The following is a 19,962-nucleotide window of genomic DNA, read 5'->3' as shown; positions in this document are numbered from 1 at the left end:
CTTCCGGTCACCGTACCGGGTAGAGGCTGGGGTTCGCGGAGGACCGGGAGCGGGGTTGGCAGAGCTGCTGCCGCTGCAGCAGCAGGACTTCATCGACCTGCTCGAGGTCATGGACCGACTTTGCAGGCAGATCCGGCTCATCGACCCACCGCTGCACGAGTTCCTCCCGGACCTGATGGACCTGTCGGTCAGCGTGGCCCTCAGCGACCTACTTCGGCGTGATCTGCATCCTTCCGGCTTGGAACGCCACGGAATCAGACTGGGAGCGGTTCACCGTGTGACCAGTATCTGGTCGTAAGGCGTGGGTTTGTCCGATGCCGATACGATATGCGCGACGGCGGAGCCTTTCGCCGCTCTTGCTCCGATGGTGGGTCAAGAATCGGGTTCGCGTTCAACCTGGCCAACGGGCTCGGACGTCGCAGGTCGGCTCGGTACAGGAAGGCGCACCCGCCTCATCACGCGGGCGGTCCAGCACAAATTCGTATTGGTTGCTGCGGCTAGTGGTCCGTGTTTGAAGTGTTCTTACGGTTTGCCTTCTTGAGGATCTCATCAGCGGGCTTGGTCCAGACGAAGGGGTGGCATCGGTCGTTCCAGCCGTTGATGAAAACGCGGATCTTGGTGTTGAGATCCTTGACCGAGGCGAACGTGCCGCGGTGGATGGCCTGGCGCTCGATGATCCCGAACCAGACCTCAACCAGGTTCAGCCAGGACCCGGAGGTCGGGGTGAAGTGCACCTGCACGCGCGGGTTCGCGGCCAGCCACTTGCGGATCTCGATCCGTTTGTGCGCGGCGTAGTTGTCCATCACCAGGTGCAGCTCCTGGTCGGGGTAGGCGCGTGCGACCTGCTTGAGGAACGCGAGGAACTCCTGGTGGCGGTGGCGCGGCTTGCACGCGGCGGTGACCTTGCCGGTCGCGATCTCCAGCGCCGCGAACAGCGTCGAGGTCCCGTGCCGGACGTAGTCGTGGGTCCGCCGGGCGGGCAGACCCGGCTGCATCGGCAGCATCGGCGCGGTGCGGTCCAGAGCCTGGATCTGGGACTTCTCGTCCACGCACAGCACGACCGCGTTCTCCGGCGGGGCCAGGTACAGCCCGACCACATCGGTGACCTTCGCGACCAGCTCGGGATCAGTGGAGAACTTGAAGGTCTCCTCGCGCCAGGGCTGGACCCCATAGTCGCGCCATGCCTTGGCCACCGTGCCGTTGCTGATTCCCAGGTGCCGGCCCAGCAGCCGGCTCGACCAGTGCGTCACCCCGTACTTCTTCGGCGGCGGGGCGAGCGTGACCGAGACGATCTGACGATGGTCGATCGTCCGCGGCCGCCCCGAGCGCGGGTCGTCCTCCAACCCGGTGAGGCCCTCGCGCGCGTACCGGCCACGCCAGTCCAGCACCGTCGGGCGTGACACCCCGACCTTGTCCGCGATCGCGGTGTTCGACACCCCCTCCGCGGCCAGTAACACGATCCGCGCTCGTTGGGCGAGCCCGGCCCTCTCACTGGAGGACCGGGTCAGCCGCACCAACTTCTCCCGGTCGCCATCCCGCAGTGCCAAGGCCGGGGCAGGTCGATTCGCCATACCCCATGCTCCCAGCAAGGCAACCGTAAATCTACTAACTACACACGGCACTAGGTGCAGCTGAAGGAAAGGTCGCGCAGATGGATCTGCAGCTCGACTTCGAAGGACGGGTGGCACTGGTCACCGGGGCAGGGTCGGGGATGGGTCGTGCATACGCCCAGATGCTCGCCTCCCGCGGCGCCCGGGTCGTCGTCAACGACATCAATGGTGCGGCAGCGGCCGCGACCGTCGAGGCAATCGAGGAAGCGGGTGGTCAGGCGGTTGCCGACGCCCACGACATCTGTGTCGATGCCGCCAAGATCGTGCAGAGTGCCATCGACAACTATGGGTCTTTGGCTATCGTCATCAACAATGCCGGCATCGTGCGCTTCGGCCTCTTTGCTGAGCAGGACCCGGCGACGTGGTGGCGAACCTTCGACATCCACGTGCGCGGCACAGTCGAGATCTCGCGGTACGCCTGGCCGCACCTAGCCTCCTCGGGGAGCGGACGGCTCATCAACACAGCGTCCACCGGCATGCTGCCCGGTGCGAACCGTTCGTCCTACGGCGCTGCCAAGGGGGCAATCTGGGGCCTCGGCAATTCGCTGTTCGAGGAGGGCCGTGAGGCGGGCATCCAAGTCTCGACCATCTTGCCTGCTTCGTGGACACCCATGACGGAGTCATCCTTCGACGTTGCGGAAGTCCGTGACACCATGCGCGATCTGATGCCCCCTGACGCCGTCGCGGCATTCGTCACCTGGCTAGCCCACCAGGACACGACGGTTTTCGGTCAGAGTTTCCAGATCAGCGGTAACGCCGCCAACCGAACCGCGTTGGCGGCCACTCCCAGGATCACAGCTGCCCGGAGCACCCCAGAGGCATGGGTCGAGGCTGGCACCAACCTCATCGCAGACGCTCCCATGACGCCCTACAAGACCTCCGGCGAGTCACTGCGCAACGAATTGGTCTTCCACAACCCTGCCTTGGCTGAGATCCTTTCAACAAACTCAGTGAGCATCCGCGCCAAGTGAGCGATCCAGCTTCCATCTGCCGGGCGCTGTGAAATCGCAGGACATGACGGCAAGGCCGAACCCCGACGATTCATCGGTTCGGCCTTGCCGTCGCATATGCAGCGCGAGCTGGCTACCTCCTGGAACCGCGGAGTGTTGATTGCGGCAGCTGTTGAACGCGCCGGTCAAGGGCCTGTAGACGGCGGCTGTCGAGGACGCGAAAACAATAGCGTGGGCACGGCCTCGATCTGCCGACCAGGCTGACGTCCACGGTCGCTGACCGACCGAGCCGGCGGACTCGGTGCCCGCAGCGGGTGCACAGCATCGCGTGCTCGACGGGTTCCTGGTCCCGCGGCCTCACGGGGCCATGAGCCGCTGAAGCAGTGCACCGTAGAGTCGGATCACCTCTTCCGTACGCTCACGCGAAACGGGCATTTCAAAGATGCGCAGGTTTACCGTGAGCCCGGCCAATGCCGCGATGACCAGTTCGGCACGCAGCCGGGCCTGTTCGTCCCCACCGAGCCGCTCGGTGAGGGGATCGAGGTAGCCGACCGTGAAGCGCTGACGCACTGAGTCCGGATCGGGGCCGGACAGGCGCAGGATCAGCGCCCGAGTGAGCGGCTCGATCGCGCCGGCTTCGGTACGCTCGACCAGCTGCCGCACCAGGGTTGCGCCCAGCTCGGCATCGGGGACGTCGGGGAGAGGCGGTGGGGTAAGGGTGGCGGCCTGGTAGAAGAGTTCGCGCTTGCTGCCGGCGCATTTCATGACCATGGCGGGCGAGAGTCCGGCCCCGGCCGCGACGTCCCTGATGGTGACCTTGTTATACCCACGTTCAGCGAACAGCTCGCGCGCGGCTACGAGCACTGCGTCGCGGGACGGACTCCGCCGCTCTTCGGTACTAGCGGCCGGGTGGTCATCACTCACTGCACTCACCGGAGCCACCGTGGTGCCGGAGCGGAACTTGCCGGCCGGCCTGCACGTGCGCCAGGCCGGGATCCCCTGTGGTGCGTACCCGGTTGGCGGCGGCAGGAACGTTCGCGGCTATGACCGGCATCGCGCCGTGGTTCGCGACGTCGGCTGCGGGGAGGTGGTGCTCGGTCCGCTCATCGGCATGACGCAGCCGGAACAGTGGAATGGCGAGTAGCGCCATGCCCAGCGCCAGCGCAGCGCATATCGCGAACGAGGCCAGCAGCACATGGAGCGAGGGATACACCCCCGAGCCTACGTGGACGACGCTCAGCGATGTCCCAGCAGCGATCCCGGCACTCGCAACCGTCGAGCCGAGCGAGCGCAACAGCGTGTTCAGGCCATTCGCCGACGCCGTCTCGGCCAGCGGTACCGCGCGCATGAGCAACGTAGGGATCGCGGCGTACGTCACGGAGATCCCGACCGACACCATGACCGAGCCCAGCACGATCTGCCACAGGTGAGCACTGAGGTAGACCCGGGCGATGTAGCTCGCCGCCATGATCACGGCTCCCATGAACAGCGCAGAGTGCGCGCCGAACCGGCGCGTGAGCCACGCGGACACCGGGGTCAGCGCCCCGAACGCCAGGGCGCTCGGGGCCATCCACAGCCCGGTCTCCAGCACGTCGAGGCCAAGGCCGAAGCCCGTTGCCGTAGGCAGCTGGAGGAGGTGCGTGGTCACAAGCACGTTGATGAACAGTGCGACACCGGCGAGGATCGAGGAGACGTTGAGCAACGCCACGGTGGGACGCATCGCTACGCGCAGGTCCACGAGGGGTTGACGTGCTCGCCACTCGATCGGCGCCCAAAGCCCCATGAGCGCGATACCTGCCGCGGTCAGGCTCAGCGTTGGCACCGACGTCCAGCCCCAGGTGCCACCCTTTGTCAACGTGAGGAACAGGGCGGTCAGCGCCGCCGAGAGCAGCACCGCCCCCAAGAAGTCGAAGGACCCGCCGGTACGAATCGGCGATTCTCTCAGCACGAGGATGACGGCAACGAGCAGCACTGCACCGAGCACACCCGTGACCCAGAAGATGGCATGCCAATCCAGGTACCTCATGACCACGCCGGCGAGGGGCAGGCCTGCGCCGGCGCCGATCGCCAGTGTCCCCCCCATCAGCGCCACTCCGAGTGGCACGCGCTCGGTTGGCAGCTCGTCCCGCATGGCCGCGATGCCGATGGGAACCAGGGCCATACTGATGCCTTGAAGCGTCCGGGCGATGATCAGAACGGCGACCGAGCTACCCAGGGCCCCGACCACCGAGCCGGCCACTAGCAGGGCGAGAGTCACGAGGATCAGCGACTTCTTGCCGAACATGTCCGCGAGCCGCGAGACGATCGGCATGGCAATGGCGCCGGACAGCAGTGCCGCAGTGACCAACCACGACGCGTCGTCGAAGCTGGTTTCGAGGAGCAGCGGGAACTCCGGCAACAGCGGTAGCACCACGGTGCCCTGGATAGAGACGACCGTCCCGCACATGGCCAAGGTGGCGATGACCAATGTCGGCGCACGCCTGGTCGCCTCGCGTCCATCGGTGCCTCCAGACACGGGGTACCCGCCTTTCGGTCAGTGTCACCCACAGTGGTGAATCGATGTTCACCCCGGAGGGGGTGAACCACTGTTCACCAAGTTGGGCAACATCGCTTTGGGTGGAATGTCGCCGTGGCTTCTTCGGGCCGCCGCTCGTGCCGCGCAGCTGAAGGCGAGCCCACAACTCGCCTCGTCGCTCGGGGAGAGCTCCGCCCTCGCAGTACGCCGCGCCCGAGCTCCCTCGTCGCGCAGCTGCGATCCCCGCCACACGGGCGCTGGCAGGTGACGGCATCCAGGCGCCCCGACGTCACGGGCGGGATCGGGCTTCCGCTAGTCGCTCGTCTGAAGGCAAGCCGTGCACAAAATCCGTCACGACCTCTGCGCAGAGGTCGGGGCGTTCGAGAATCAGGTGGTGATGCAAGCCCGCCAGCTCGAGTATCTCGAGCCCGCCCGGCGGCCGGAACTTGCGGACGTACTCCACGCCCTCGGCGTCCGCCACCACGCTCAGCTCCGCGTACACGTACCGCAGCGGAACGTCTGCCGTAGCGAGCGCCCAGTCGAGCAGCTCGTCCTCGAGCCGGATGGGGCTGCGCTGGTCGTACTTCCACGTCCAGCCGCCGGCCCCCTCGTGCACCGAGTGTGCCGCTACGGGCGCGAGCAGCTCCGCGGGAGGGTCTGGCTGCTCCGGTACGAGCCTGAAGCGGGCGATGGCCGCCTCACGGGTGGCGGAGTACCGCAGGGGGCGTGCTCGCTGCCCCCAGCGGAGCCCCGGACGGTTCCACGGCGGTCGCACGACGCTGTCGAACATGACCACCCCGGCCGTCATGCCGGGATACCTGGCGGCGGTGGTGACCGCGACGCGGCCCCCGTTGCTGTGGCCGACGAGCACCGGCCGGGAAGAGCCGGCGTCCTCGATGACGGCCGCCAGATCGGTCGTCCACGCGGTAAGCGTGTACTCCGTGCGGTGTTGGCTCTCTCCGTGGCCGCTCAGATCGACCGAGATGATCCTGCAGTGCGGGACGAGGAACGGGATGACTCCGTGCCACCAGAGATGGTGCGCATGCAGGCCGTGGACCAGGACAAGGTCGCGGTCACCCTCGCCGGTGACGACGTAGTGGACATCGCCGCCGTTCACGCGCACCTTCCGGGCACTGCCGTCCCCGTCGCCCGTCGTCACGGCAACGACCTCCGGCGGGGAGTTGCTGTCCATGCGCCATCCCTCCGCGAAGCAGTCGACGACATCTCGGGTATCGTATCGAGGTGTCGTTAACGTAACACCGGCTTCGCCCGTAGGTGGTCAACGATGCTTCGGCCGCCAGGGAGGCGGCACATCACTTCTGTGAGACCGTCCCGACGCGCGTCGAGCCCGGATCATGCCGCCCCGCCCATGGGCGATCGGTGCTTCGACCGCACGGGTTTGGCGGCCGCCACACCAGCTACGCCGTCCGATTGTCAGCCCGGCGGCCGCACGACGAGGCCTGGCCGGGTCGAACGCGCGGCACATCACGAATCGCGAAGGAGCGGCCATGAACAGGACCAGTCATGAGATGCGGCACCAGCCGTGACTCGGGCCGATGTTCCTGTCTGGCCCGCCCCGCATGGGCCGGCGCGCTTGGACGAGGCGTTCGTCCAGCTGATTCGCACCGAGCTCGCGGTCGGAGGAGAGGGTAACCCTGGAATCTCCTGGGCTGGCCGGAGCGGTGCTGACGCCCCTGCTGTGAAGACGGAATGCGATGAGACGAGGGACAGGCAATGACACTGACGATTGGGTACAAGGCCTCCGCCGAGCAGTTCGGGCCGAGTGAGCTGGCGGATTTCGCCGGCTTGGCCGAGGCGGCGGGGTTCGACTCGGTCTTCGTCTCCGACCACTTCCAGCCGTGGCGGCACGATGGCGGGCACGCGCCCGCCGCGCTGCCCTGGCTGGGTGCGGTCCTGGCCCGCACCGAACGGGTCACCTTCGGCACGTCCGTGCTGACGCCGACATTCCGCTACCACCCCGCCGTCATCGCGCAGGCCTTCGCCACCCTGGGGCTGATGTTCCCGGGCCGGGTGATCCTGGGCATCGGCACCGGCGAATCGCTCAACGAGGTGCCGCTCGGGCTGGTGTGGCCCGACAGCAAGGAACGGTTCGCTCGCCTGAAGGAAGCCATCGCCCTGATCCGCGAGCTTTGGACCGGCGAGCGCGTAACCTTCGAGGGCACCTTTTACTCCACTGACCGTGCGACGGTCTACGACCGGCCCGAGCGTCCTGTGCCCATCTATGTCGGCGCGTCCGGTCCCGCAGCCACCAGGCTTGCCGGCCGGGTGGCGGACGGTTTCATCACGACGTCGGGCAAGGCGCCGGAGCTGTACTCCGAGACCTTGCTGCCCGCACTCGCGGAGGGTGCAGGCAAGGCTGGGCGCCGCCTGAGCGATCTCGATCTGATGATCGAGATGAAGGTGTCCTTCGACCACGACCATGCGCGCGCGTTTGCAGACACCCGGCACTGGGCGGCGCTCGCTCTGACGCCTGAGGAAAAGACGGGGGTGGAAGACCCCGTTGAGATGCAACGTCTGGCAGACGCCCTCTCGGCAGACCGTGCCGCGTCCCGATGGATCGTGTCCGACGACCCCGAAGAGCATGTCAAGCGCGTCCGGCAGTACGTCGATCTCGGGTTCCGCCACCTGGTGTTCCACGCACCTGGACCGGACCAGGCGCGGTTCCTTGCGCTCTATGGCGCCGAGGTGCTCCCTCGGCTGCGCTCGATGGCGCCGGGTCCCGGCGCGGGCGCGCCCGCGGAGGCACCGCACGGACGGTAGGGGGTGTGGTCGCGCTGGCCCGTTGTTGCGGGCTACCGCAGCCGATGGCCCGGAGTGTGAGACTTCGTTGTGAACCACGAGATGTCGTGTGACGCTGCATGGCTGAGACCCAGGACCTAGTCCTGGCAACCCCACATCAAAGAGGATTGGGATCGAATGAGAACTGACCGACGGGGCACAGCCCACAAGCACAGGACGGTCGCCCTGGCCGGCTCCCTGCGGCTCGCGTCGCGGAGGTCGTTGAAGGACTGGGCGCCGTGCTCAAGAGCACCGTCGTGGGGGATGGCCTGGACCCCGCGACGACGGCCGGTCCTGTCCCCACCGCGGCGGCCCGCGAGCGCGTGCAGCGACTCATCGCCAGCGCGCGAGACTCGGGTGCGGACGTGCACGAGTTCGGCACGATGGCTGTTGACCCAGAGCGGGGCTACTTCCTCCTGCCGACCATCGTCTCGAACATCGCCCAGGACGCCGACCTGGTGCAGCAGGAGCAGTTCGGGCCCGTGCTGCCTGTGATGGGCTATGACACCGTTGACGAGGCGGTGGCCCTCGCCAACGATTCCGAGTACGGGCTCGGTGGCTCCGTGTGGTCACCTGACGTGCGACGCGCCGCCGAGATCGCCCGCCGGCTGGAGGCCGGGATGACCTGGATCAACGCACATTCTGGTGCTGGTATCGATGGCCGCGTTCCGTGGGGCGGCGTGAAGCACAGCGGCATCGGCCGCGGTGGCGCCAACCGCGCTGGGCTCGAGACCTTCACCGAACCGCACGCGGTCATCGTGCCAACAGGACAGCGCTCCTAGGCATCCACGGCCGTATGCGGAGCGGCATTCAAGGCTGACCCATACGGCGGTCGCTCACGGCACGTTGCGCGCTCGTTGCTGGCGCTTCGCGCCCGCCGAGACCCGGGCACGCGCCACGACGCGCTGGAACGTGAATTATCGCTCAGCGTGCTCGTGCGACTCGGATCCGTCAGAAGAACCGTGTGAACAACCGAGAGGAGCACCCACCATGGTGGAGTTTTGGCGGCTGGGAGCCTATCCAGCCCCGCTGACCGAGCTGGGCAGCATCGCAGCCAGACTGGAAGCCCTGGGGTGGGACGGCCTGGCGTTCGGCGAGGGCCAGGCCGGATCGCCGGACCAGTATGTGTGCCTGGCGCTCGCCGCGAATGCCACCACCACGCTCAAGGTCGGCAGTGGCGTATCTGTGCCGACGCGGCATCCTCAGATCACCGCTTCTGCGATGGCGACCGTCAACGCAGTAGCCAGAGGGCGAGCAGTGTTCAGCCTGGGTCGAGGCGATGGCGCCATGCACCAGCTCGGCCAGCAGCCGATGAAGGTGCGGGAGTTCGAGACCTACGTCTCTCGGCTCCAGGCCTACCTGAGGCGCGAGACGGTGGACCTGGAGGGCTTCGAAAGCACCATCAGCTCGCTTTTCGAGCGTGATTCCTCAATAGACCTCCCCAAGACGCGCGTGGACATCAGCGCCACCGGCCCCAAGGTCATCGACATCGCCGCACGGCTCGGCGATGGAGTGACCTTCTCCGTAGGTGCCGACGTCGGCCGCTTGAGAGGTCTGGTGGAGCAGGCACGTGCAGCACGGGAGCGCGCCGGGCTCGAGGACCGGCCCTTCGGCCTCGGTTGCTATCTCCCGGTCGCTGTGGGCAGAGGTGATGATCTGACCCGGGCCCGCGAATACATTCGCGGTGCGGTCATGACACAGGCCCGGTTCGGTGCACTCCACGGAAAGCCCAGCAGTGCCGTCGCCGCCGAAGACGCTCAGGTCATCCAGCGAGCAGTAGAGGCCGTCGGGCAGGCGTACCGCACCCACGGCAAACGGTCCACAGGTGGAGGAACCTTCTATCCCAAAGATCTGCTGGACGACGCCTTCGTCGACAGGTTCGCCGTCGTGGGGTCGCCGGAACAGTGCGCTGAGAAGCTTCAGTCCATCATCGACCTCGGCTTCGACCGGCTCGTCCTGCTGACGAAGAGCCTCGGCCAAGATCCGCAGGAAGAAAACGCCACACGCTTCGCGCAGGAAGTCATCCCCCTGCTGCGCGATGGTAGCCCTTCTTCACCTAACCGCACGCAACAGCACCTTCTCAATTGAGGCGGAAAACACATGGACAGAATAGACATCCTCTGGAACATCGAGCAGATCAAGCAGCTCAAGGCCCGGTACTTCCGGTTTCTCGACACGAGGGATCAGGAGGCCTACTTCAACCTCTTCGACGAGGACCTCGAGCTGATCTGGACGGATGAGAACGGTCACGTCTTCCACCAGTCGAACTCCCGGGACGAGCTGCGTCAGTGGCTCACCAGCACACGCGCGGAGGCGCGGAGCCGGGGGCAGGCAGTCCACCACGGCCTCACGTGCGAGATCACCGTCCACGACGAGGAGAATGCCTCCGGCATCTGGTCCACGATGGTCGGACCAAGTGTTCTGCCAGCGTGGGGTGCGCCGCTCCGCGAACGCGAGGGGGCCTTCGACTCCGTCCTCGGAGTTCAGAACCACGGCACTTGCCTCCCGGGAGCGCTGCCAGAGCGCCTCGTCGCTGCTGCCCTCCGCCATGCGAAGGACGGCCAGGCTCTCCCGCACCGCCAGCGGCGCACCCCTTCTGCAGCGCCGCGCCAACTGCACCGCGGTGTCCATCACCTCAGCGCTGGACCACCGCATTGACGAGGCCAAGCTCGCGTGCGCGATGGGCGGACAGCTCGCGCCCGGCAAGGGCGATCTCTACCGCGAGGGCGGGGGGGCGACGACCGAGCCGTACGAGCCCGCCACCACCGCCGACGACGCCGTGCGTCACTTCGGGGAGCGAGAAGGTGGCGTGCTCGACGGCGACGACGAGATCACAGGCGAGGACGAGCTCGAATCCGCCGCCCACGGCGGCACCATTGACCGCAACGATGTAGGGCTTGGTGCGAGCGCGCGGACGAAACCGGCGAAGCCCCACCCGTTGCGGCTCGGCGCCGCCCCCGCGGCCCTGGCCTTGAGATCGCTGCCGGCGCAGAAGTGTCGTCGCCTGCGCCCGTGAGGATGACCGCGTCGATGCCGTCATCCTTCTCGACGGCGCCGACCAGCTGCGCGACCGTATCGGCTGCCACGGAGTCGATCGCATTGGCCCGCGCTGGTCGGTCTGGTTCCAATAATTCTCGGTGGGAATGTCCACGATGTTCTCGAGCCTTGCCCGGGATGGCGGCGAAGTTCGCCGCCCCGTCCAGCCGGCCGTGCTTCTCGACGACTCGAGCGACGAGCGAGTCGACCTGCGCCTCATCGGCGATATCGACTCGCTCCTGGCGTGGGGCGGGAGCGATGTCTGCACCAACCACCGTAGCGCCCCGCCGTTGCAGCAGCTCCACTGCCGCCGCGCCCATTCCGGTGGCTGCGCCGACGACGAGCACGACCTTGTCGTCAAATCTGAGGTTATTCAAGGCATTCTCCGTTCGCTGGACAAGCAGGTGTATGCGCGGTATTAGAAATTCCTATACGCGCAGGTCTTGCACGATCGAGCGGCTGACCGACCTGGTCGCCGGATCGGCCCGTCAGACCAGGTGATAACCCGCGTCCGCGGCGATCGCGACGCCACGTGATGATGGAGGCGGCCTCGTCCCAGCACAGCCACACCGCGAGTGACCGACCGGGTCCGCGCATCGAACCCCGCCATCAACATCGGTGTCGCGGTCGGGCCCGGCAGGACAGCATTGACATGGACTCCAGCCTTGCCGCAGTCCGCCGCGGCGCTCCGTGTGATGCCCACCACGCCCGACTTGGAGGCGATGTAGTCAGGTTGGGGGGCCGCCACCTTGAGCACTCCCGCGGACGCGATGTTGACGATTGCTCCGCCGCCCTCCTGTTCCTGCATGGCATGCAGCTCGTGCTTGAGGCACAGGAAGAGGCCGCTGAGATTGATGTCGATCGTGCGCCGCCACGCCTCATCGTCGAGATCGGCGACCTTTGTTGGAGGCACCGGGGACGCCGGCGTTGTTCACGGCCGCGTCGAGACGTCCGAACGCAGCAATGGTGTCGGTGACCGCCGATTCGACACCCGTCGCGCGCGCGATGTCAGCCGTGATGGCGAGGGCGACCCCGCCCTGGGCCTCGGTGGTCGCGGCCACCGCCTGTGCGGCGGCGTGGTCGCGGTCGCGGTCGACGACGGCGACCTTCGCACCTTCGCGCGAAAACTTCAGGCACGTAGCCTCGCCGATCCGAGAACCGCCTCCGGTGACGAGGGTGACCTTGTCCTGCAGCTTTCTGCCGTGGTGCGGTGTTCCTCCCATGAGCTACTGGTGGACGTGCCCAACCCGGACGACCTCGGCGCGGGGTCAGCCGCCGCGTCGCTCGCTCGGCCGGATCGGTCCTTGCGTCACATGGTCGACGGCGATCGGGGCTCGGTCCCGAGGTGAGCGCGAGAGTGGTGTGCTGCGGTGTCCGACCAGCTGGGAGCGACCGGTCGGAGACCTTACCGAAATCTCGCTGATTATGTTAGCGTGCTCACATGACTGTGAGCTCAGTAGAAGCGAAGGCGCGGGTCGGGTCGGGCAACCGCGTCAGCGAGCGGCGCTCCTAGGGCGCCGAAGCCGACCGTTTGTTCATCCGGGACCACGACAGAGCGCACCAGGACTCCGGCGCCAGCCCGCGCAGCACAGCTTGCAACGGCCGGGCGAACGGCCACGGCGCCCAACGGGCGTGACTCCGTGGCGGGTTGCAAGTCTCTTACACACAGCAGCAGTACGCGCTCGACAGGAGGTGGCGCCATGACCGCGAAGGCCATGCAGCGCATTGACAAGGTTGTCATCCGGTTCGCCGGTGACTCGGGCGACGGCATGCAGCTGACCGGTGACCGGTTCACGGCCGGCACCGCCTTTCTCGGCAACGACCTGGCCACCCTGCCGAACTTCCCCGCGGAGATCCGCGCCCCCGCGGGGACGCTGCCCGGGGTGTCGAGCTTCCAGCTGCAGTTCGCCGACCACTCCGTCCTCACCCCCGGGGACGCCCCCGACGTCCTGGTCGCCATGAACCCGGCGGCGCTCAAGGCCAACATCGGCGACGTGCCCCGCGGGGGGACGATCATCGTCGACGCAGACGCCTTCACCCCCCGGAGCCTTGGCAAGGTCGGTCTCGACGTCGATGTGCTGGACCGCCTCGAGGCGTATCAGCTCCACCGCGTGCCGCTCACCTCCATGACAGTGGAGGCGCTCGGCGGGTCCGGGCTCAGCCGCAAGGACGCCGAACGCTCGAAGAACATGTTCGCGCTGGGCCTGCTCACGTGGCTGTACGACCGCCCGACCGAGACGACGGAGCGGTTCCTGAGGACCAAGTTCCGCAGCAGGCCCGAGCTTGCCGAGGCGAACCTCACCGCGTTCAAGGCCGGCTGGGCCTTCGGGGAGACCACCGAGATCTTCGCCGTCCGCTACGAGATCGCACCGGCGAGCGCGCCCCCTGGCACCTACCGCAACATCACCGGCAACACCGCGCTGGCGTACGGCTTGGTCGCCGCCAGCCAGCGCGCTGGGCTCGATCTGGTCCTGGGGACGTACCCCATCACACCGGCGTCGGACATCCTCCACACGCTCGCCGGCCTCAAGCGCTTCGGCGTGGTCACCATCCAGGCCGAGGACGAGATCGCCGGTGTCGGCGCCGCCCTGGGTGCTTCCTTCGGTGGTGCGCTCGGTGTGACCTCCACCTCCGGACCCGGCCTGGCCCTCAAGAGCGAGACGATCGGACTGGCGGTCTCCCTCGAGCTGCCTCTCGTCGTCGTCGACGTCCAGCGCGGCGGTCCCTCCACCGGGCTGCCCACCAAGACCGAACAGGCCGACCTGCTCCAGGCCATGTACGGGCGCAACGGGGAGTCGCCGGTGCCGGTCGTGGCTCCGTGCTCACCGACCGACTGCTTCGATGCCGCCATCGAGGCGGTCCGGATCGCCGTCACGTACCGCACGCCCGTGGTACTGCTCTCTGACGGCTACCTGGCGAACGGCTCCGAGCCCTGGCTCGTCCCCACCGTGGAGGACCTGCCCGCCGTCGACCCGGGCTTCGCGACCGGACCCAACGCCCTCGCCCCGGACGGCGAGACGCCGGCGTTCCACCCGTACCTGCGGGACGAGGACACCCTGGCGCGCCCGTGGGCGGTTCCCGGCACACCCGGACTGGAGCATCGTGTCGGCGGCCTCGAGAAGGCCGACGTGACGGGGGAGATCTCGTACGACCCCGACAACCACGAGAAGATGGTCAACCTGCGCCGCGCCAAGGTGGACGGCATCGAGGTGCCGGACGTCGAGGTGGACGACCCGGACGGGCGGGCGCGCCTGCTGGTCATCGGCTGGGGATCCACCTATGGGCCGGTCGCCGCCGGGGTCCGGGCCGCGCGGGAGACCGGTGCCGACGTGGCGCACGCACATCTGCGCCACCTCAACCCCTTCCCGTCCAACCTGGGCGACGTGCTGCGCCAGTACGACAAGGTCCTCGTCCCCGAGATGAACCTCGGCCAGCTGTCCATGCTCCTGCGTGCCCGGTACCTCGTGGACGCCGTCGGCTACAACCGTGTACGTGGTCTGCCGTTCGCGGCGTCCGAGCTGGCCGAGGCCATCACGGAGCTCGCCCGGGAGCACGAGACGATAGGAGCGCACCCATGAGCACGACCCTTGGTACCCCGACGCTGCGGTCAGGTCTGAGTGACGTTCCGTCGCTCGCGGACGGGGAGGCGCTGTCCAAGAAGGACTTCACCTCTTCGGCCGAGGTCCGCTGGTGCCCGGGCTGCGGCGACTACGCCATCCTCGCCGCGGTGCAGGGGTTCCTGCCCGAGCTTGGGATCCGGCGCGAGAACGTCGTCTGCATCTCCGGCATCGGGTGCTCCAGCCGCTTCCCGTACTACCTCGACACGTTCGGGATGCACTCCATCCACGGGCGCGCCCCGGCGATCGCCACCGGCCTGGCGACGGCCCGCCCGGACCTCAACGTGTGGGTGATCACCGGCGACGGCGACTCGCTGTCCATCGGGGGCAACCACCTGATCCACGCGCTGCGGCGCAATGTCAACCTGACGATCCTGCTGTTCAACAACAGGATCTACGGGCTGACGAAAGGCCAGTACTCCCCGACGAGCGAGCCCGGCAAGGTCACGAAGTCCACCCCCGCCGGGTCCGTCGACGCGCCGTTCAATCCCATCTCTCTCGCGCTCGGGGCAGAGGCGACCTTCGTCGCCCGCACCCTCGACTCCGACCGCAAGCACCTGACGTCAGTCCTGCGGGCCGCCGTCAGCCACCGCGGCGCCGCGCTGGTCGAGATATACCAGAACTGCCCGATCTTCAACGACGGCGCGTTCCAGATGCTCAAGGACAAGGACTCGGCCACCGCGCGCCTCGTGCGTCTGGAGCACGGCGAGCCGGTGCGCTTCGGCCCGGAGGACCGTCCCAAGGTGGTGGTGCGCACCGCTGAGGGCGGGGTGGAGGCCATCGACGAGGACGCGGCTGACGGCCGGGAGGTCGTCGTTCACGACGCCCGCGCCGAGAACCCGGCGGCGGCCTTCGCCCTCTCCCGCCTGGACGACCTCTCCATGGCCCACGTCCCTGTCGGCATCTTCCGGGACGTCGACCGCCCGACCTACGACGACCTCGTGCGGGCGCAGGTCGGCGACGCCGTCCAGGCGGCCCCCGGCGGTGGCGACGAGGCGCTCACCCAGCTCCTGGCTGGCAACGACACCTGGACCGTGAGCTGAGCGCGGCCACCACCCCCATGACGACCCGAGCAGAACTGATGCACGCCAACGGTGCCGGGACGGAGGCTGCCAACTACGACTACATCGTGATCGGTGGCGGATCTGCGGGGCCGCTGTCGCCAACCGGTTGAGCGGGAGCGGACGCTCGGTGGTCGTCCTCGAAGCCGGGGGCAGCGATCTCTCCCCGTCGTCCAGCTGCCGGTCGGACTCCTGCGCATGCCACCGAAGAACTACTGGCCCTACGCGGTGCAGCCGGACCCCACTCGTGGCGGGCGCCAGGACTCGTGGGCCTCTGGCAAGGTGCTGGGCGGGAGCAGCTCTGTCAAAGCCATGCTGTGGGTGCGGGGCCACCGCGCCGGCTTCGACGAGCGGGCGGACCTTGGCGCGGACGGCTGGGACTACGACAGCCTGCTGCCCTTCATGCGGAAGGTCGAGCGCTTCGGGACGGCGCGAACCAGTACCGCGGCGGCAAATTGCCGCTCTCGATCGCCCGGGTCCGGCTCGCCCACCCGATGGTCCGTCGATTCCTCGCGGCCGCGGCCGCGGCGGAGGCTGGGCCGCCATACAACGAGGACTACAACGGCGCGGATCAGTTCGGCGCCTCGTGGGCGCAGCTCTCCCAGAAGGGCGGGCTGCGCCACAACACGGCGCGGCCCTACCTCGGGGCCGGCCGGCCCCGCACGCTGAAGGTGCGAACCCGTGCGACGGTGCGGGCCAACGCCGACACGGCCGAAGACGCGCCCGCGGCGGCCGGCGGTGCGCTTGCCCACCCAGGTCTGCAGCACGGACTCCCCGGTGATGCGCTACATCTCCGACGGCCTCGAAGCCGGCCTCGAGGGGCCGGGAAGGACCCGCGGCCGGAGATCATGGTGCCGCTGATCGGCTCCCTGCGGGAGCTGCAGATCGTGGGGGAGGAGGCCGAGGGTATCCTCGCCGAGGTGGGCCGCGAGTATGGCACCACCCTGGACTTGCCCATCGGCTGCATGATCGAGCTGCCTCCGCCGCACTGACCGCGCACCGCATCGCGGAGGAGGCCGACTCCTTCTCTTCGGGACGAACGATCTGACGCAGACTACGTGGGGCTTCTCCCGAGACGACGTCGAGGGGGCATTCTTCGCGGACTACCTCGAGAACGGGGTCCTCACCATTTCCTCGTTCGAGACGATCGAGGCGACGGCGTCGGCGCGCTCGTGCAGGCCGGCGTAAGCGGCGGTCGCGCCACCAAGTCGCGCCTGCACATGGGCGTCTGCGGCGAGCACGGGGGCGACCTGGGAGTCCATCCACTTCTTCCACGAAGCCGGGCTCGACTACGCGTCCTGCTCCCCGTTCCGCGTGCCGATCGCGCGCCTCGAGGCGGGGCGCGCCGCCGTCATGGCGGCCGAGGATGCGACGTCGTAGGTACATCGCTGCAGGTCAGCGCGCACATATGAGATTTCGTTGTGTGATACGACATCTCGTGCTTAGGCTCGGGCCGATACGAGGGACTGTGTCCCGTCGACCACATCGAAGAAGATCGGGATCGAATGAGAAGTAATCGTGGGGCCTCCGCCCACAAGTTCCGGACGGCGGCAGCTGCTGGTTCGCTCGCTGCCGTGCTCGCCCTCTCGGCCTGCGGCAGCACCAGCGACGCCACCGAGGGCGACGCGCAGGCCGGCGAGTCGGCCGGCGGCCTGAGTGCAGAAGCGACCAAGGACGAATTCATCGCCGCGTTCGAGGACGTCGACCCGGTCGAGCTGACCGTGCAGCTCGCCACGGGGCCGGACAACCCCTACTCGGTGGCGGCCGTGGCCTACACGGACGCCGTCACCGAGTGGTCCGGCGGGAAGCTCACCTTCGACGTGCTCTACTCCGGCTCGCGCGCGCCGATGCCGGAGATGAACAGCGCCCTGGCCGAGGGCCTCGTCGACATGGGGCAGCACATGCCAAACATCGAGGCCGACGCCTTCCCCGTGGCGGACTACACCTCCCAGCTCATGTTCCTTCAAGAGGGCAGCCCGGTGACCGGCGGTCTCCAGCTGCTCGGCGCCTGGACGGAGTTCGCTGTCACGCACGAGGCCCTGCAGAACGAACTGCGCAACCAGGGCATTCAGCCCTTGCTCCCGATGACCAGCAGCGGTGGCACCGGGCTCGTCTGCAAGGGAGAGCTGTCCACGCTCGAGGACCTGAAGTCGGCGCAGGTGCGCACCTCGTCGAGCTCGGTTGCCTCGGAGGTGGAGGCGCTCGGGGCCATCCCGGTCTCCATCCCCGCGGTCGAGCAGTACGAGGCCATGCAGCGCGGCGCGGTGGACTGCATCGCCTCCAGCCTGGGTGGTGCGGCGGCGTACGGGCTGCACGAGGTCGGCGACAGCTGGACCCTCGACCAGCGCTCCTCGTTCGCCGCCTCCCCCGTGGCGTGGGGGATGAGCGCTGCGCGGTGGGACTCCCTGCCGATCGTGGCCCAGCAGCTGCTGTGGGACCGCCTCGACGTCTTCCTCGACGAGTTCCTGACCGGCAACGTCTTCGGCGCATCCGCCGCGGCCCTGGCGGACTCGGAGGAGGCCGGGCTCACGGTGGTGCCGTGGGGTGACGACGCGGCCGAGGCACTCGCGCAGTTCCACGCCGAGAAGCTCGAGGAGCTCCCCGGCCAGGCCCCGCAGGGGGTCGACGGCGCGGCCACCGTGGAGACGGCGGTCGAGCTGCACGAGAAGTGGCTGGCCAATGCCAAGGAGCTTGGCTACGGCGAGGAACTCCCGTGGGGCGAATTCACTGCCTGGTACGCCGCAGGCGACTTCGATTTCGGCCCGTTCGTGGACGCGGTGGTGGAGGAGGTTCTGGTCCCCAACCGCCCCGCGTGATGCCTCGCTGTCTCGCGCTGACGCGCGCGCAGACGGCCTGACGACGGCGCCTCCCCGGTCGCCCTTGTGCGACCGGGGAGGCGCTCCCAGATGTGGTTTGGCCCGAAGCCAAACTGTAACGACAGATCGTTGTGATGTGCGAAAGCTCGTGCCACACTGTGCGGGCTGACACAGGCGGTGTGACACCGCCCACAGATCGAAGAAGATCGGGGATTTGTTCATGACAGCCAAGCTCGCGCTTCGCCCCTCCAGGTTCCGACCCGTCACCGTGACGGCCGGAATCGCAGCGTTGGCCCTAGGCCTGGCCGCTTGCGGCGGCGCGTCCGGCACGGACGACACCGAAGAGAATCCCGGCAGCGGCAGCGACAACGCTGACGTTTCCGCTGCCGACGGGGTGCCGGCCGGAGCGTCGAAGGAGGACTACGTCGCGGCGCTGGCCGACATCGACGATGTCGAGCTGACGATGCAGCTCGCCTCCTCGCCGGAGAACGCGTACTCGGTCGCCGCGGTGGAGTACGCCGAGACGGTCGAGGAGTGGTCGGGCGGCAAGATCACCTTCGAGATCTTCTACTCCGCGTCCCGGGTGCCCACCGCCGAGATGAGCACCGCGCTTGGTGAGGGCCTCATCGACATGGGGCAGCACCTGCCCTTCTACGAGCCAGACGCCTTCCCGATCAACGACTACGCGACGACGCTCATGTACCTCCACGAGGGCAACGTGCTCCCCGGGTCGCTGCAGTACATCGCTGCGTGGACAGAGATCGGTGCCGCTAGCACGGAGCTCACCGAGGAGTTCCGGGGCCACGGCATCCAACCGCTGCTGCCGCTGGCCGGCAGCGGGTCGAACGGCCTGATCTGCACCGGCGACGCCACGTCGCTCGAGGACATCGCCGGCATGCAGGTCCGCGCGGGCTCCACCGGAATCGCCGCCGAACTCACGGCCCTCGGTGCCGTGCCCGTCACCGTCCCCGCCGCGGAGCTGTACGAGGGCCTCCAGCGCGGCATCGTCGACTGCGCGGCCCAGACCCCAGCGGGTGCCTCGGTCTTCGGTTTCCACGAGGTCACCGACAGCTGGACCCTGGACAACCGAGTGAACTTCTCGGGCACGCCGGTCGGCTTCAGCATCAACGCCGCCAAGTGGGACTCGCTGCCCCTGGCAGCCCAGCAGCTGCTCTGGGACAAGCTGGACGGGCTGCTGGAGGGCATCGTCGCCGACAACATCCTCGGAGCCAACTACGAGGCGCTGAAGAAGGCGGTGGACGCCGGCCTCACCATCAACGCGTGGGACGACGACGCTGCCCAGGCCCTACAGGAGTTCAACCACGGCCGGACGGCTGAACTGCCGTCGAAGGCGCCCGCCGGGATCGACGGCGAGGCCTTCGTCCAGAACGCCGTGGATGTCCACGAGAAGTGGCAGGCAACGTTGGAGGAGCTTGGCCTCGGCCAAGAGGTCGGCTGGGAGGAGTTTGTGGCCTGGTACGAGTCGAATGACGTCGACATGGAGGCCTTCACCCAGGCGATCACCGACGAGGCCCTCGCACCGAACCGCCCGGAGTAG

Annotated in this window: 18 protein-coding genes and 2 pseudogenes; 12 read left to right on the top strand and 8 right to left on the bottom strand. The window is 68.0% G+C overall.

What is annotated here, in order from left to right:
* The first annotated feature begins 55 nt into the window (after positions 1–55).
* Positions 56–298 carry a hypothetical protein gene (locus tag ACF0H8_RS19400; RefSeq protein WP_395290487.1) on the top strand — a complete coding sequence of 81 codons (243 nt, stop codon included), beginning with the start codon at positions 56–58 and terminating at the stop codon, positions 296–298.
* 199 nt (positions 299–497) lie between these two features.
* Here ACF0H8_RS19400 and ACF0H8_RS19395 read toward each other — a convergent pair whose 3' ends face one another.
* On the bottom strand, positions 498–1,571 hold the full coding sequence (locus ACF0H8_RS19395; protein ID WP_395289027.1) for an IS630 family transposase: 1,074 nt from the start codon (positions 1,569–1,571) through the stop codon (positions 498–500).
* Between the two features lie 80 nt (positions 1,572–1,651).
* On the opposite strand from ACF0H8_RS19395, the gene ACF0H8_RS19390 reads away from it, so the two are divergent.
* The gene (locus ACF0H8_RS19390) at positions 1,652–2,581 is read left to right on the top strand and encodes an SDR family NAD(P)-dependent oxidoreductase (RefSeq protein ID WP_395290486.1); all 930 of its coding nucleotides are present in this window, start codon (positions 1,652–1,654) and stop codon (positions 2,579–2,581) included.
* Between the two features lie 336 nt (positions 2,582–2,917).
* Here the strand turns inward: ACF0H8_RS19390 and ACF0H8_RS19385 are convergent, their stop codons facing one another.
* The 3 genes from ACF0H8_RS19385 to ACF0H8_RS19375 all read right to left on the bottom strand — a co-directional run bounded on the left by ACF0H8_RS19385 (position 2,918) and on the right by ACF0H8_RS19375 (position 6,267).
* Positions 2,918–3,484, bottom strand: coding sequence for a TetR family transcriptional regulator (locus tag ACF0H8_RS19385; RefSeq protein WP_395290485.1), 567 nt, complete (start codon positions 3,482–3,484; stop codon positions 2,918–2,920).
* Positions 3,477–5,075, bottom strand: a complete 1,599-nt coding sequence (locus ACF0H8_RS19380) for an MFS transporter (protein WP_395290484.1) — start codon at positions 5,073–5,075, stop codon at positions 3,477–3,479. The genes ACF0H8_RS19385 and ACF0H8_RS19380 overlap by 8 nt, the downstream gene beginning before the upstream one ends.
* Positions 5,076–5,364: 289 nt before the next feature.
* The gene (locus ACF0H8_RS19375; protein WP_395290483.1) at positions 5,365–6,267 is read right to left on the bottom strand and encodes an alpha/beta fold hydrolase; all 903 of its coding nucleotides are present in this window, start codon (positions 6,265–6,267) and stop codon (positions 5,365–5,367) included.
* A 542-nt stretch (positions 6,268–6,809) separates the two neighbouring features.
* Here ACF0H8_RS19375 and fgd point away from each other — a divergent pair.
* From fgd to ACF0H8_RS19355, 4 genes and pseudogenes are all read left to right on the top strand, one after another.
* Entirely contained in the window at positions 6,810–7,856 is a 1,047-nt protein-coding gene (gene fgd, locus ACF0H8_RS19370; protein WP_395290482.1) for a glucose-6-phosphate dehydrogenase (coenzyme-F420), read from the top strand.
* A 239-nt stretch (positions 7,857–8,095) separates the two neighbouring features.
* Positions 8,096–8,656 (top strand): annotated as a pseudogene (locus ACF0H8_RS19365) (aldehyde dehydrogenase family protein); the annotation flags it as partial.
* A 208-nt stretch (positions 8,657–8,864) separates the two neighbouring features.
* Positions 8,865–9,962 carry an LLM class flavin-dependent oxidoreductase gene (locus ACF0H8_RS19360; protein ID WP_395290481.1) on the top strand — a complete coding sequence of 366 codons (1,098 nt, stop codon included), beginning with the start codon at positions 8,865–8,867 and terminating at the stop codon, positions 9,960–9,962.
* Positions 9,963–9,974: 12 nt separating this feature from the next.
* Positions 9,975–10,532: a nuclear transport factor 2 family protein gene (locus ACF0H8_RS19355; RefSeq protein WP_395290480.1), complete on the top strand. Its 558-nt coding sequence runs from the start codon at positions 9,975–9,977 to the stop codon at positions 10,530–10,532.
* Here ACF0H8_RS19355 and ACF0H8_RS19350 read toward each other — a convergent pair.
* From ACF0H8_RS19350 to ACF0H8_RS19335, 4 genes are all read right to left on the bottom strand, one after another.
* Positions 10,510–10,740: an enoyl-CoA hydratase-related protein gene (locus ACF0H8_RS19350; RefSeq protein WP_395290479.1), complete on the bottom strand. Its 231-nt coding sequence runs from the start codon at positions 10,738–10,740 to the stop codon at positions 10,510–10,512. The two genes, ACF0H8_RS19355 and ACF0H8_RS19350, sit on opposite strands and share 23 nt — an antisense overlap.
* Positions 10,706–11,230, bottom strand: a complete 525-nt coding sequence (locus ACF0H8_RS19345; protein ID WP_395290933.1) for a hypothetical protein — start codon at positions 11,228–11,230, stop codon at positions 10,706–10,708. The genes ACF0H8_RS19350 and ACF0H8_RS19345 overlap by 35 nt, the downstream gene beginning before the upstream one ends.
* 98 nt (positions 11,231–11,328) lie before the next feature.
* Positions 11,329–11,823, bottom strand: coding sequence for an SDR family NAD(P)-dependent oxidoreductase (locus tag ACF0H8_RS19340; protein WP_395290478.1), 495 nt, complete (start codon positions 11,821–11,823; stop codon positions 11,329–11,331).
* Complete coding sequence (locus ACF0H8_RS19335) at positions 11,789–12,133, bottom strand: SDR family NAD(P)-dependent oxidoreductase (RefSeq protein WP_395290477.1); 345 nt, start codon at positions 12,131–12,133, stop codon at positions 11,789–11,791. Before ACF0H8_RS19335 ends, ACF0H8_RS19340 begins: the two co-directional genes overlap by 35 nt.
* Positions 12,134–12,610: 477 nt before the next feature.
* Here ACF0H8_RS19335 and ACF0H8_RS19330 point away from each other — a divergent pair, with 477 nt between their 5' ends.
* The 6 genes and pseudogenes from ACF0H8_RS19330 (at position 12,611) to dctP (ending at position 19,962) form a co-directional block, all read left to right on the top strand.
* Entirely contained in the window at positions 12,611–14,488 is a 1,878-nt protein-coding gene (locus ACF0H8_RS19330) for a 2-oxoacid:acceptor oxidoreductase subunit alpha (protein WP_395290476.1), read from the top strand.
* Positions 14,485–15,570 (top strand): 2-oxoacid:ferredoxin oxidoreductase subunit beta, encoded by a 1,086-nt coding sequence (locus ACF0H8_RS19325; protein WP_395290475.1) that lies wholly within the window; start codon positions 14,485–14,487, stop codon positions 15,568–15,570. The genes ACF0H8_RS19330 and ACF0H8_RS19325 overlap by 4 nt, the downstream gene beginning before the upstream one ends.
* 216 nt (positions 15,571–15,786) lie before the next feature.
* Positions 15,787–16,257 (top strand): GMC family oxidoreductase N-terminal domain-containing protein, encoded by a 471-nt coding sequence (locus tag ACF0H8_RS19320; protein ID WP_395290474.1) that lies wholly within the window; start codon positions 15,787–15,789, stop codon positions 16,255–16,257.
* A gap of 146 nt (positions 16,258–16,403) precedes the next feature.
* Positions 16,404–16,968: pseudogene (locus ACF0H8_RS19315) on the top strand (putative PEP-binding protein); the annotation flags it as partial.
* A gap of 194 nt (positions 16,969–17,162) precedes the next feature.
* Positions 17,163–18,404, top strand: coding sequence for a hypothetical protein (locus tag ACF0H8_RS19310; protein WP_395290473.1), 1,242 nt, complete (start codon positions 17,163–17,165; stop codon positions 18,402–18,404).
* Between the two features lie 220 nt (positions 18,405–18,624).
* Positions 18,625–19,962: a TRAP transporter substrate-binding protein DctP gene (gene dctP, locus ACF0H8_RS19305; RefSeq protein ID WP_395290472.1), complete on the top strand. Its 1,338-nt coding sequence runs from the start codon at positions 18,625–18,627 to the stop codon at positions 19,960–19,962.

This window comes from Georgenia sp. AZ-5, assembly GCF_043952095.1.
Lineage (GTDB): Bacteria > Actinomycetota > Actinomycetes > Actinomycetales > Actinomycetaceae > Georgenia.
The sequence above is the reverse complement of the archived record's forward strand: the minus strand, read 5'-3'. Positions and strand labels throughout refer to the sequence as shown.

What these genes read in the sequence shown, in the direction of transcription:
- ACF0H8_RS19395 (WP_395289027.1), bottom strand. Translation starts at nt 1,571, where the DNA reads ATGGCGAATCGACCTGCCCCGGCCTTGGCACTGCGGGATGGCGACCGG.
- ACF0H8_RS19335 (WP_395290477.1), bottom strand. Translation starts at nt 12,133, where the DNA reads ATGGGAGGAACACCGCACCACGGCAGAAAGCTGCAGGACAAGGTCACC.
- ACF0H8_RS19375 (WP_395290483.1), bottom strand. Translation starts at nt 6,267, where the DNA reads ATGGACAGCAACTCCCCGCCGGAGGTCGTTGCCGTGACGACGGGCGAC.
- fgd (WP_395290482.1), top strand. Translation starts at nt 6,810, where the DNA reads ATGACACTGACGATTGGGTACAAGGCCTCCGCCGAGCAGTTCGGGCCG.
- ACF0H8_RS19320 (WP_395290474.1), top strand. Translation starts at nt 15,787, where the DNA reads ATGCCACCGAAGAACTACTGGCCCTACGCGGTGCAGCCGGACCCCACT.
- dctP (WP_395290472.1), top strand. Translation starts at nt 18,625, where the DNA reads ATGACAGCCAAGCTCGCGCTTCGCCCCTCCAGGTTCCGACCCGTCACC.
- ACF0H8_RS19345 (WP_395290933.1), bottom strand. Translation starts at nt 11,230, where the DNA reads ATGGGCGCGGCGGCAGTGGAGCTGCTGCAACGGCGGGGCGCTACGGTG.
- ACF0H8_RS19330 (WP_395290476.1), top strand. Translation starts at nt 12,611, where the DNA reads ATGACCGCGAAGGCCATGCAGCGCATTGACAAGGTTGTCATCCGGTTC.
- ACF0H8_RS19390 (WP_395290486.1), top strand. Translation starts at nt 1,652, where the DNA reads ATGGATCTGCAGCTCGACTTCGAAGGACGGGTGGCACTGGTCACCGGG.
- ACF0H8_RS19355 (WP_395290480.1), top strand. Translation starts at nt 9,975, where the DNA reads ATGGACAGAATAGACATCCTCTGGAACATCGAGCAGATCAAGCAGCTC.
- ACF0H8_RS19360 (WP_395290481.1), top strand. Translation starts at nt 8,865, where the DNA reads ATGGTGGAGTTTTGGCGGCTGGGAGCCTATCCAGCCCCGCTGACCGAG.
- ACF0H8_RS19325 (WP_395290475.1), top strand. Translation starts at nt 14,485, where the DNA reads ATGAGCACGACCCTTGGTACCCCGACGCTGCGGTCAGGTCTGAGTGAC.